Annotated in this window: 12 protein-coding genes; 4 read left to right on the plus strand and 8 right to left on the minus strand. The window is 48.6% G+C overall.

Annotation, left to right across the window (positions count from 1 at the left end; translation table 11 throughout):
- Nucleotides 1-4 precede the first annotated feature (4 nt).
- The 8 genes from KNQ09_RS12340 to KNQ09_RS12375 form a co-directional block, all read right to left on the minus strand.
- Nucleotides 5-229 (minus strand): hypothetical protein, encoded by a 225-nt coding sequence (locus KNQ09_RS12340; RefSeq protein ID WP_023466807.1) that lies wholly within the window; start codon nucleotides 227-229, stop codon nucleotides 5-7.
- Between the two features lie 86 nt (nucleotides 230-315).
- On the minus strand, nucleotides 316-522 hold the full coding sequence (locus KNQ09_RS12345; RefSeq protein ID WP_035399161.1) for a cation transporter: 207 nt from the start codon (nucleotides 520-522) through the stop codon (nucleotides 316-318).
- Nucleotides 519-2,648 carry a heavy metal translocating P-type ATPase gene (locus tag KNQ09_RS12350; protein WP_214858699.1) on the minus strand — a complete coding sequence of 710 codons (2,130 nt, stop codon included), beginning with the start codon at nucleotides 2,646-2,648 and terminating at the stop codon, nucleotides 519-521. The genes KNQ09_RS12345 and KNQ09_RS12350 overlap by 4 nt, the downstream gene beginning before the upstream one ends.
- 13 nt (nucleotides 2,649-2,661) lie before the next feature.
- Nucleotides 2,662-2,958, minus strand: coding sequence for a metal-sensitive transcriptional regulator (locus KNQ09_RS12355; protein ID WP_058713463.1), 297 nt, complete (start codon nucleotides 2,956-2,958; stop codon nucleotides 2,662-2,664).
- A 119-nt stretch (nucleotides 2,959-3,077) separates the two neighbouring features.
- On the minus strand, nucleotides 3,078-4,613 hold the full coding sequence (locus KNQ09_RS12360) for a DHA2 family efflux MFS transporter permease subunit (protein ID WP_023466811.1): 1,536 nt from the start codon (nucleotides 4,611-4,613) through the stop codon (nucleotides 3,078-3,080).
- A 293-nt stretch (nucleotides 4,614-4,906) separates the two neighbouring features.
- A complete protein-coding gene (gene ytxJ, locus KNQ09_RS12365; RefSeq protein WP_023466812.1) occupies nucleotides 4,907-5,233 on the minus strand; it encodes a bacillithiol system redox-active protein YtxJ in 327 nt (108 codons plus the stop codon).
- Nucleotides 5,234-5,238: 5 nt separating this feature from the next.
- On the minus strand, nucleotides 5,239-6,867 hold the full coding sequence (locus tag KNQ09_RS12370; protein WP_214858700.1) for an acetolactate synthase large subunit: 1,629 nt from the start codon (nucleotides 6,865-6,867) through the stop codon (nucleotides 5,239-5,241).
- Entirely contained in the window at nucleotides 6,864-8,300 is a 1,437-nt protein-coding gene (locus KNQ09_RS12375) for an NAD-dependent succinate-semialdehyde dehydrogenase (RefSeq protein WP_214858701.1), read from the minus strand. The genes KNQ09_RS12370 and KNQ09_RS12375 overlap by 4 nt, the downstream gene beginning before the upstream one ends.
- 349 nt (nucleotides 8,301-8,649) lie before the next feature.
- Between KNQ09_RS12375 and KNQ09_RS12380 the strand changes: the two genes are divergently transcribed.
- The 4 genes from KNQ09_RS12380 to KNQ09_RS12395 all read left to right on the plus strand — a co-directional run bounded on the left by KNQ09_RS12380 (nucleotide 8,650) and on the right by KNQ09_RS12395 (nucleotide 11,785).
- On the plus strand, nucleotides 8,650-10,350 hold the full coding sequence (locus tag KNQ09_RS12380; RefSeq protein ID WP_251138197.1) for a glycoside hydrolase family 13 protein: 1,701 nt from the start codon (nucleotides 8,650-8,652) through the stop codon (nucleotides 10,348-10,350).
- 108 nt (nucleotides 10,351-10,458) lie between these two features.
- Nucleotides 10,459-10,881 carry a YwiB family protein gene (locus KNQ09_RS12385; RefSeq protein WP_231681721.1) on the plus strand — a complete coding sequence of 141 codons (423 nt, stop codon included), beginning with the start codon at nucleotides 10,459-10,461 and terminating at the stop codon, nucleotides 10,879-10,881.
- Entirely contained in the window at nucleotides 10,871-11,290 is a 420-nt protein-coding gene (locus KNQ09_RS12390) for a hypothetical protein (RefSeq protein WP_050677289.1), read from the plus strand. The genes KNQ09_RS12385 and KNQ09_RS12390 overlap by 11 nt, the downstream gene beginning before the upstream one ends.
- Nucleotides 11,291-11,347: 57 nt before the next feature.
- On the plus strand, nucleotides 11,348-11,785 hold the full coding sequence (locus KNQ09_RS12395) for an NUDIX domain-containing protein (protein WP_214858702.1): 438 nt from the start codon (nucleotides 11,348-11,350) through the stop codon (nucleotides 11,783-11,785).
- Nucleotides 11,786-11,811 lie beyond the last annotated feature (26 nt).

Consider the following 11,811-nt stretch of genomic DNA (forward strand, 5'->3'; position numbering starts at 1 on the left):
AGGATTAGACCGGTTGATCTTCCTGAAATGCTTTTTTAGCGTCCACGATCGAGCGCATTCGTTGAACGCAAGCTTGAACGAATTGAATGTCAATGGAGGTGAAACGGGTGACAGGTCCACGAGCTGACTCGGCACTGAATGTGAAGGTTCCGAGATTCCAAAGTTCGATTTTAAATCGTTTTCCTTTGTTGTCGTCGAAGTGTTCTACGAATTCGATTTTCGGTACCATACGAACCCCTCCTTACTCCGTACATTCCCGCTTTTCAAAAAATAAAAAAGCCAAACTGCGTGTTAGAAGCAGTTTGGCATGAAAATTTAAGCAGTCGGTACATCGTAGCCGATTTCTTCGATCGCATCGACGAGACGTTCACGAGGAACATCCTCGTGCTGGACTGTAACCTGGTTTTGTTCGAGTGAGACAGTTGCCTGTTGGACACCTTCGACTTCAGATAGAGCGGATTCGACACTCGCTTTACAGTGATTGCATGTCATACCGATGACAGATAACGTTGTTTCTTTCATGATGAAGTTCCTCCTTCAGATAGTGGGGTACGTTTTAATCGTAACGCATTCGTCACGACAGAGACAGAGCTGAATGCCATCGCGGCACCCGCAAGCCATGGGGCAAGCAGACCGAGAAAAGCGACCGGAATGCCAATCGTATTGTAGCCAAGTGCGAAGACGAGATTTTGACGAATGTTTTTCATCGTCTGCTCACTCAGCTCGATCGCAAGTAAAACTTGTTTCAAATCGTGTCCAAGCAACGTCACGTCGGCTGCTTCAAGAGCGACATCCGTTCCGCTACCGAGCGCGATGCCGACATCCGCTGTTACGAGAGCAGGGGCATCATTGATACCGTCTCCGACCATCGCGACACGTTTCGTTTGTTGAAGTGACTGAATGACATCTGCCTTTTCAATCGGCAAAACGTCAGCAAAGACGAACGCTGGATCCAGTCCCAGTTCTGTTGCTAAATGATCGGCGACTTCCCGGCGGTCACCGGTCAAGAGATATACTTCTTTTGTCTGGCGCAAACGCTGGATCGTTTCTTTCGCTGAATCTTTTAGCGCGTCACGGATGGCGTATCCGGCCGCGACTTCTCCATCGACAGCGACGTATACGAGAGTCGCTCCAGGTGATGTCCAATCAGGAAGAACGATGTTTCGTTCCTGCATCATTCGCGCCGATCCGACGATGAGATCATGTCCCATGATTTGTCCCGTGATCCCACGTCCTGATTCGACGTGGAACCGTTCGATATCAAAGACGACATCCCGTTCTGCTGTGATGGCGCGAGCAAGAGGGTGTTCCGATTGCCGTTCAAGCGCAGCAGCGAAATCGAGCGCTGTCTCCGTACCGAACGTTTCGACGACGACAGGGCGACCGACTGTCAGTGTTCCGGTCTTATCAAAGACGACAGCATCGACATGTTGGAGATTTTCGAGTTGAGCGCCTCCTTTAAAGAGTATACCTCGTTCTGCCCCTTTTCCGGTTCCGACCATGATCGAAGTCGGTGTCGCAAGTCCGAGTGCACATGGACAAGCGATGACGAGCACCGCGATGGCAGGACGAATCGCTTCCGCAAAGGATCCACTGATCATCCACCAAGCGGCTAATGTCAGAAGCGCGATGGCGACGACAATCGGCACGAACACACCAGAAATCCGATCGGCTTGTCGTTGAATCGGTGCTTTTTCAGTCTGCGCTTGTTCGACGACACGAATGATTTGTGAAAGAACCGTCGCTTGTCCGATCTTTGTCGCTTCGACTTGTAAAGATCCATTCGTATTCAGCGTACCGCCAATGACAGATGCCCCAACCGTTTTATGAACAGGCGCAGATTCACCGGTCAACATCGACTCATCGAGATACGCGTCGCCTGCACGAATGACACCATCTGTCGGAATTTTATTCCCAGGTTTTACGAGTAAGATCATCCCGGTTTGAATCGCATCGATGGAGATAGTTCGTTCCTGTCCGTCCTCTAAGATGACGGCTTCCTTTGCTTGTAGGGAGAGCAGACTTTTAATTGCTCCCGTCGTCTGTTGTTTCGCACGGTCTTCAAGGACCTTGCCGAGCAAGACGAGTGTAATCAGAATCGCACTCGTCTCAAAGTAGAGATGCGGCATATCAGAGACGAGTAGCATTTCAGCAACGGAATAAAAGTAAGCTGCCGATGTTCCGAGTGCAACGAGAACGTCCATGTTGGCGCTACCGCTCCGTAAACTTTTATAGGCCCCACTATAGAAGGGCGCTCCGATGATGAATTGAACCGGTGTCGCTAAAGCAAACTGTAGCCACGGATTCATCAAGAATGGAAGGTGGAACGGACTGTTTGGAATATGCGTCAGCATGCTCGCGAGCAACGGTAACGATAGAATGGCCGCGATTATAAAGCGATACAGCATCCGGCGATTCGATTTTGTTGCGTGTGGTGCTTGTTTGACCGTTGCCCCGTAGCCGATTTTTCGGATTTTTTCGATGATCGCTTGATCGTCATAGGCATCAGAAATCGAGACACGAGCGGTTTCAAGCGGCAAGTTGACCGTTGCTTCAACCCCGTCCATCCGGTTGAGGACTTTTTCAATCCGGGCGGAGCAGGCGGCACACGTCATGCCTTCAATATCAAACTCAATCGTTTTTGACATCAGAAAACCCTCCTTACTTTTTCAATCGAGCGATGACCGACATCAATTCATCGACGTAAGCGTCCGTACTATCTTGACGGGTGGCGACTTCATGCATGCACATCTTAACGTGGCGTTCGATGATTTGTAGTTCGACTTGTCTTAGTGCTGCTTGGATTGATGCCGTTTGCGTCAAAATGTCGATACAATACCGATCTTCAGTGACCATATTAGCAATCCCGCGGACTTGTCCTTCGATGCGCTTCAATCGCTTCATCAACGCATCTTGTTCTTCATTCGTTCGTGGAACGACGGGGTGATCGTGTGTCATAGTCGTGCCTCCTTTGGTGATTTTGTTGTTATCTTTACTCTAACATATAGGTGTGGGGGGTACCAGTATATAGCTTAAAAAATAAAAAAAGCAGTCGCGAGAGGCGACTGCTTTTGCACTTACTGATTGGAAACTTGTGGTTTGACGATCGTTTCGTTCAATGAGCGTTGATCGCTGATGATATCTTCGGCTTGTGTCGCCCGTTTAATGAAGAAGGCAAGGACGAATGCTAGACCAGCGATGAACGTCGAGATGAAGAACGCATAGTTGATTCCGTCAAGCGTCGCTTGCATCGTAATCTGCTGTTTCAGAGCAGCAGCCGCTTCAGCTGTCGGTTGACTCGTCATGTTCTTCGCCGCTTCAGCCGCGAGTTCTGTCCCACGCGTCTTGGCATGCGTCGACATGATCGTTACGAGCAAGGCGGTTCCGATCGCACCGGATACTTGTTGCAACGTATTGTTCATCGCTGTTCCGTGTGGATAGTAGCGCGTTGGCAACTGGTTCAAACCATTCGTCGAGACTGGCATCATGACCATTGACATCCCGAACATCCGTAACGAATACAGGACGATCAGATGCGTATACGTCGTATCCATCTCAAGCTGACTGAAGTAGTAACTGGTAACGACTGTGATGAACAAACCAGTCAACGCAAGAGGACGTCCACCGATCTTATCAAACAGTTTCCCGTTGATTGGTGACATGACGGCCATCAAGATCGCCCCTGGTAATAGCATGAGACCCGCATCAAGTGGTGAGATACCGCGAATCGTCTGGACATAAATCGGAAGCAATAACATGCCCGAGAACATCGCCATCGTGACGACCATCGAGATGGCAGAAGACAAGGCGAACATCGGGTAACGATAAATCTTGAAGTTGAGCATCGGACGTTCCATATGGAGCTGACGGTAAATGAATGTCACGAGTGCGATGACTCCGACGATCAGCGCTCCATATACGTGGAAGCTGTCCCAACCTTTAGAGCCAGCTGAGCTGAATCCATACAGTAAGCCACCGAAACCAAGTGACGAAAGTGCCACGGAAGCGAGATCGATCCGAGTGGCAGACCGTTCCTTGACATCACGAAGTAAGAAGAAACCAGCGACGAGCACGATCAAGGCGATTGGTGTGATGAAGTGGAACAACATCCGCCAATCGTAGTGCTCGATGATCCAACCAGACAACGTCGGTCCGATCGCTGGCGCCCCCATCATGATCAATCCGAAGAAGCCCATCGCAGTCCCACGTTTTTCAATCGGGAAACTGACGAGCATGACGTTCATCAGTAACGGCATCATGATCGCAGAACCAGATGCTTGAATCATCCGTCCTGCAAGCAAGACAGGGAAGACTTCTGCGAAGCCGGCAAGAATCGTTCCAGCCGAGAAGAGCGTCATCGCGAGTAAGAAGAGGCGACGAACCGAATATTTTTGAATCAAGAACGCAGATGTCGGAATCAAGACACCGTTGACGAGCATGAAACCAGTTGACAGCCATTGAGCAGTCGATGGTTCGATCGCTAGGTCCTTCATGATGGAAGGCAGGGCGATGTTGAGCAACGTATTATTTAAGAAAGCAATGAATGCCCCGATCATCAAAACGGCGAGAATGCCGTAAGGAGCTCGAGCTGTGTGAGTTGCACTTTGTTGCATGAATATCCTCCTAACTAAACTAACGGTACATATTTCTATACGGTCGTTCTATCTGTAGTTTATCTTAATCCGATTTAGTTCGAATTACAAATAATAATAGCTAAGAAAGATAATTTTATTTTTTATGTAAGATTGAAAGCGTTTTTCTAGTGAAGTAAACAAAGAAAGAAGCATGTTGTACACTCGACATCGCTTCCTAGGATAACGATTCGTGGTAAACAAAAAAGCGCAATCCTTCTCGTTAAAGAAAAATTGCGCTTTGTCTTCAGTTTGAAACAGCCGGAAGTCTAGCATTACTGGACGTTCGTTTCGAGTGCATCTTTCGTGATGTCGTAATGCGAGGCTGTCCAGACCGATTTACCGTCTTGAATGAATAAGACTTGTGGTGACTCGTGCCGAACGCTGTAATGTTCGGCGATGTGGTTCGATAACGTCCGAGCTTCTTGGACGAAAAGATACGCTGTTGGAACAGACGTTTCATCTGCAAACTTCGTATACTCCGAGAATCCTGCGGCACTAATCGGACATGTCGTGCTGTGTTTGCAAATCACGAACGCGTTGTGTTCGGACGCAAATTGATCAAAATCAGAAATGGATTGCAGCTTACGTGGTTGTGTCATGTATATCACCCTCCATACGTCCGGAGACGTTCACTTAACTTTAGATTTTCCCGGTAATCGACCGGACAGTCAATCAAAACGGGTCCATCACTCGCAAATGCTTGGTCAAGACAATGTGCGAGAGAGCCGTGTTCACCGACACGGAGACCGAGTGCGCCGAAGGCATGAGCCAGTTGAACGAGGTCTGGATTGTCAAACGTGATGTAGGATGACCGCCCAAACGCTTGTTGTTGTTTCCATTCAATGAGTCCATAGGTACCGTCACGCCAAATCAATACGACGAGCGGCAGCTTCAGACGAACGGCGGTTTCAAGATCTTGTCCATTCATCAAAAAGGCACCATCTCCAGCGGCACAGACGATTCGCCGGTCCGGATATAACAGTTTGGCTGCGAGCGCACTCGATAAACCATAGCCCATCGAAGCAAATCCGTTGGAAATGAATAACTGATCCGGACGTGTCGTTTGATAATGGCGTGCGAGCCAGACTTTGTGTGCGCCGACGTCCGAGAAGACCATGCCATCCTCCCCGACGGTTCGTTCGAGTTCACGGACGATACTTTGAGGATGTAAAGGCAAGGCAAGCGAGTACGTTTCTTGAATCTCGTCGCGTAATTTATCGCGATCTTGTTGCCAGTCGTTCCACGCACGCTCGGGCAGTAAAGGAGTCAATACAGTCAGCATATCGACGAGTGGTCCGACTAGATTCGCGACGACCGGATAATAGGCATCGATTTCGTGAGGATTCGTATCCAAATGGACGATTGGTGTCTTTTTCGGATTCCATTTTTGCGGAGGTAACTCCGTAATATCGTAGCCGACCGTGATGATGAGGTCACTCGCATCGAGAATCCGCTGGTTGTAATCGACGTCCGGTAAACCGATCGTGTGTGCAGCAAGCGGATGGTGCGAAGAAATCGCTCCTTTTCCCATCATCGTCTCGACGACGGGAGCTTGGAGCTTTTCGACGAATGCTCGAAACGCATCGAGTGCTTGTTGCCGATGAATGCCAAATCCAGCAATGATGACTGGACGTTTTGCGCGCTCAATCAGACGTAAGGCATCGGGATCATCAATCGTCAAGGAATGAAGATGCGTTGGTGTACTGTCCTGCTGTAAGGGTGTCGTTGCTTGATCACGTTCTTGTTTTGCAATGTCTTCTGGAAAAGAGATATGGGTTGCCCCTGGTTTTTCGCTTTGTGCCGTCGCAAAGGCACGTCGAACAATTTCCGGAATGACCTCCGCCGACAGAACGGACGTACTAGACTTCGTGACCGGACGATAGAGGTCTACGAGATTAAACATTTGATGCGATGCTTTATGTTGCCGTGCTGTCGCGCCTTGACCTGTAATCGCAACGACAGGGGAGTGATCCATCGTTGCACTTGCAATACCGGTCATCATGTTGGTCGCACCGGGACCAAGCGTCGATAGGCAGACACCCGGTCGCCCACTCAGGCGACCGAACATCGCTGCCATGAATGCAGCGTTCGTTTCGTGACGCGTCGTGATGAAGGTGATCGACGAACGACTGAGTGATTCAAGTAATGTGATGTTTTCCTCACCGGGAACACCGAAGATATGCGTGACGTCCTCTGCCTCTAAACATTGGACGAACCAATCCGCGGCGTTCACGCTAGTCCACCGATGGAAATGTACTTCGTCTCAAGATACGCTTCGAGTCCTTCACTACCACCTTCGCGTCCGAGACCAGACTGTTTCATTCCACCAAATGGTGCTTGTGCAGCAGAAGGGACGCCGTCATTCCAGCCGACGATTCCGTAATCAAGCCCCTCGATTGCACGAATCGCACGCGCATAATCCTTTGTAAAGACGTACGAAGCGAGACCGAACGGTGTCTGGTTGGCGTAACGAACCGCTTCCTCATCAGAACTGACACGCTGGACGGGAGCAACAGGTCCGAACGTCTCCTCGTTCATGATCAGCATGCCGGGTTTTACGTCCGCGAGAACGGTTGCTTCATAATAATAGACATCGTTCTCCTCATCCGTCGTTCCTGTTCCGCCCGTGACGACTCGCGCACCAGTGGCTGTCGCATCATCGACATGTTTTTTAACTTTATCGTAACCGGCTTTATTGATCATCGGTCCAATCTTCGTCTCAGCATCAAGACCATTTCCGGTCTTCAGCTTCGCTGTCTCTTGCCCGAGTTTTTCAACGAACGCGTCATAGATCGAGTCGGATACGTAAATCCGGTTTCCGCAGACACACGTTTGACCGCCATTACGGAATTTCGACTTAATCGTCTCAGCAACAGCTAAATCAAGGTCACAGTCATCAAAGACGAGAATCGGTGCATGTCCGCCGAGTTCGAGCGACATCGCCTTGATCGTCTCTGCTCCTTGAGCCATCAGCGTCCGTCCGACTTCGGTTGAACCAGTGAAGGTGATCTTATCGACATGTGGATGTGTCGCGAGTGATTCACCGAGTGCTTTCCCACTCCCTGTAACGGCATTGACGACGCCTTCTGGAATCCCGACTTCCTGACAGAGTTCAAGAAGACGAAGCGCGGTAAGCGGAGTCGCTGTTGGTGGTTTGATGACGAACGTACATCCGGCGACGAGTGCTGGAGCAAGCTTTCGGGTAATCATGGCAGCCGGGAAATTCCATGGTGTGATCGCAGCAACGACACCAACCGGCTGTTTGATGACTTGAAGTCGTTTAGAAGCATCATGCGTTGGAATGACACGTCCATAAGCGCGTTTTCCTTCCTCTGCAAACCATTTGACGAAGTTTGCGGCATACTGCACTTCACCTTCTGATTCAGCAAGCGGTTTCCCCATTTCAAGCGTCATCAGGCGAGCCAGTTCATCTTTTTTCTCAATCATCTTCGCATATAACTTTTCGAGCAGTTCGGCACGTTCGTAGACTGTCCGTTTCGACCAATCAGGAAATGCCTTCCGTGCTGCTTCTACTGCGTCGTTGACGTCTGATTTTGTTCCGTTTGGTACACTACCGACGACTTCTCCAGTAGCTGGATTCGTAACATCCGTCCGTTCTCGTCCATGATCTAGCCATTGTCCACCAATAAAGAATTGTCCCTTCATCTTGAAAATCCCCCTTTTTTAGATGCATTGGTAAGGGTATACCCGAACGAAGAAAAAAAGATTCACTTTCGGAAGGAAAGGTTATGCAAAAGGGTAGAAATCGACCGATAAACAGTGTAGGATAATTCAGTAAATGTAATGTAAAACAACCTGAAATATTCAGTGTGAACGAAGAGTGACAACCGTTGATGTGAAATGGTGGAATCACCCCCGAAACATTGACTTTAAAAGTGGATTTGATAAGATGAAGGTAGAGGAATTGCGCAATCGGTTGCGCTATATGTATAGAAGTTAACTGACTGATGAAAATAACACCCCAAAGACTGACCTACGAGAGGATTCACGACACATGACACAAATGATACCGCGCCCTGAAACGGCCCAACAAACAATTACACGAGCTTGGTGGAAAGAAGCAGTTGCTTACCAAATCTATCCACGCAGCTTTTACGATGCAAACAACGATGGAATCGGCGATATTCCGGGTATCATCGCAAAACTGGATTATTTGAAGGATCTTGGCGTCGACGTTCTTTGGATTTGCCCAATGTTCAAGTCACCGAACGACGATAACGGATATGACATTAGTGATTATGAAGATATCATGGATGAGTTTGGTACGATGGCGGACTTCGATCTCTTAATGGAAGAAGCGCACAAGCGTGACATCAAGGTCTTGCTTGATCTCGTCGTCAACCACACATCGGATGAACACCCGTGGTTCCTTGAATCACGTTCATCAAAAGACAATGATAAACGCGATTGGTACATCTGGAAAGATGCCGTCAATGGTGGAGAACCGAACAACTGGGAAAGTATTTTCGGTGGATCAGCATGGGAATATGATGAAAAGACAGAGCAGTACTTCCTGCACGTCTTCTCGCGTCGTCAACCAGACTTGAATTGGCAAAACCGCGACATGCGTCAAGCTGTCTATACGATGATCAACTGGTGGCTCGATAAAGGCATCGACGGTTTCCGAATCGATGCAATTAGTCACATCAACAAGGATCAATCATTCGCTGATCTCCCGAACCCGCTCGGTATGCCGTATGTTCCGTCATTCGACATGCATATGAACGTCGAAGGCATCCATGCGTATCTCGAAGAGTTGAAGGATGAGACATTCTCGAAATACGATATCATGACAGTCGGAGAAGCAAATGGCGTCACGCCGGAAGAAGCAGATCTCTGGGTCGGAGAAGAGAATGGCAAGATGAACATGGTCTTCCAGTTCGAGCACATGGATCTCTGGCGTGCCGATGCAGAAAAAGGCGTCGACGTCGTCAAACTGAAACAAGTGCTGACGAAATGGCAAAAAGGACTTGAAGCAACAGGTTGGAATGCCTTGTACCTCGAAAACCACGATAAGGTTCGTTCGGTCTCTCTTTGGGGTGACGAGGAACAGTACTGGAAAGAGAGCGCGAAGTCGCTTGCGATGATGTACTTCTTCATGCAAGGCACGCCGTTCATCTATCAAGGACAAGAGATCGGGATGACGAACGTTCAATTCCCGGATATCTCGGATTATGATGATGTCGCGACAAAAAATATGTATGAGATGCAACTTGCTTCCGGGAAAACACATGAGGAAATCATGGAAGTCATCTGGAACTCGTCCCGTGATAACTCACGCACACCAATGCAGTGGACGAATGAGCAAAACGGTGGCTTCTCGAATCAATCTCCATGGTTTGGTGTCAATCCGAACTACGCGGATATCAACGTCGCGTCGCAAGAACAAGATGAAGATTCGATCTTGAACTTCTACAAACGAATGATCCAAATCCGTAAGATGGAAGAGACGTTGATTTACGGCGCTTACGATCTCATCTTACCGGAAGACACGAAAGTCTACGCGTATACACGGACGTTTGGTGACGAACAATTCTTGATCGTTACAAACTTAAAAGGCGAAACAGCAGAAATCGATACGGACATCATCTTGCACTCGGACAATATGTTGCTTGGCAACTATCCGACGATGCATCATGAAGGAACAGAACTGGAACTTCGTCCATTCGAAGCTCGTCTATACCGTGTGCGCTAATATGTTTTGAACGGATTCGAAGTACATCGAATCCGTTTTTTTCTTGCATGTAAGCAGAAGGTGCATCAGACGAAAAAATCGTGTACGCTAAACGATGAGGTGATAGAAGTGAAACCAGTAAAGTACCCGGTGTCATTACGACAAGTGACGACGATCGAAGATGGTCCGATGCGTGAATCGGTCGAACTTGAGGCGGACGGCACGTTGTTCGAAACAAAAGACGGTTTTGCCGTGAAGTTCGTTCAGCCGGATGAACAACCGATCGATACGACGATCAAATGGTCAAAAGACCAGATCGCTTTGAATCGCAAAGGTCCTGTTGCGATGCATCACGTCTTCATTTTAGGAGAGACGACCAAAAGCCAATATGGCAGTCAATTCGGTCAGATGTTGATGGAAACGGACACGGAGACGATTGAGATGAAACGGCAGCAGATGCAGTTTCGCTATACATTAAAGATGAATGGACAAGCAGTCGGTACGTATACGATTGATTTAACTTGGGAACGGAGTGAGACGAATGGCATTTGAACAAACAGTACGTCAAATGGAGCAGATGTTGGAAGAGGAATGGTTTGAATGGCTCGAGAACGATGAGCCGCGTTACAACGAATGGCGCGATCAACTCGAAGGACTCGCAGAGCAGGTCATCACGGAATACAATCCGAAGGTCGATCCGGAGTCCATCGATACGTTACTTTTAATCAATGAAGAATTACCCGTCTTATACGGCGAAGATACCGTCATGCTGTATACAGCGCTCTTGAAAGCACGTCAGGAAGACGATCAAGTATACGAGCGTTACTTGACGATTCTTGGTGCGTTCGCGGACGAACAGCATCCAGCAATCCGTGAAGTCGAAAAGTTAGTCGCGAAAAAGGACTATAAAAATGCCTTCGCACGTGCAGTCCGTCTGCCACAGTCGCTCGGTCTAGAATAAACAATCACAGTGGACCATCTTGTTTTAGGCAAGGTGGTCTTTTTAGGAGGAAGCGCCATGTATCCACTCTATCGAATCATTGTCGCGATCATCCGCAAGGGCGATCAACTGCTCGTCGTCAATAATCAATCAGGTCAGGAGAAGCGCTGGAGCTTACCCGGTGGACAGATTGAGTCTGGAGAGACCCTCGAGCAAGCACTGCGTCGCGAGGTGGAAGAAGAAACCGGCTTGACGGTCACATCGTCGTCGTTTGCCTTCTTAACGGAGAACTTCATGCCGACCTATCAAGCGCACAGCCTCGTGACTTATTTTAATTGCGAAGTGAGTGGTGTACTTGATCCAAATGATCCCGATGAAGAAATCATTGAGACGAAGTGGATCAACCAAACAGAGTTAGCGGAGTACATCACGAGTGAAGACGTCCGTCTTCCATTATCGGCATATTTAGAAGAACAGCACAAAGGCTATTACATGTTTGAAGAGATGAAGTGGTAACTCGGGTGTCATCGTTTCTTTACATT

Source organism: Exiguobacterium sp. s191 (genome assembly GCF_018618955.1).
Taxonomy (GTDB): domain Bacteria; phylum Bacillota; class Bacilli; order Exiguobacteriales; family Exiguobacteriaceae; genus Exiguobacterium_A; species Exiguobacterium_A abrahamii.

Coding starts and splice junctions, on each gene's coding strand:
- KNQ09_RS12340 (WP_023466807.1), bottom strand. CDS start 229: ATGGTACCGAAAATCGAATTCGTAGAACACTTCGACGACAACAAAGGA.
- KNQ09_RS12345 (WP_035399161.1), bottom strand. CDS start 522: ATGAAAGAAACAACGTTATCTGTCATCGGTATGACATGCAATCACTGT.
- KNQ09_RS12350 (WP_214858699.1), bottom strand. CDS start 2,648: ATGTCAAAAACGATTGAGTTTGATATTGAAGGCATGACGTGTGCCGCC.
- KNQ09_RS12355 (WP_058713463.1), bottom strand. CDS start 2,958: ATGACACACGATCACCCCGTCGTTCCACGAACGAATGAAGAACAAGAT.
- KNQ09_RS12360 (WP_023466811.1), bottom strand. CDS start 4,613: ATGCAACAAAGTGCAACTCACACAGCTCGAGCTCCTTACGGCATTCTC.
- ytxJ (WP_023466812.1), bottom strand. CDS start 5,233: ATGACACAACCACGTAAGCTGCAATCCATTTCTGATTTTGATCAATTT.
- KNQ09_RS12375 (WP_214858701.1), bottom strand. CDS start 8,300: ATGAAGGGACAATTCTTTATTGGTGGACAATGGCTAGATCATGGACGA.
- KNQ09_RS12380 (WP_251138197.1), top strand. CDS start 8,650: ATGACACAAATGATACCGCGCCCTGAAACGGCCCAACAAACAATTACA.
- KNQ09_RS12390 (WP_050677289.1), top strand. CDS start 10,871: ATGGCATTTGAACAAACAGTACGTCAAATGGAGCAGATGTTGGAAGAG.
- KNQ09_RS12395 (WP_214858702.1), top strand. CDS start 11,348: ATGTATCCACTCTATCGAATCATTGTCGCGATCATCCGCAAGGGCGAT.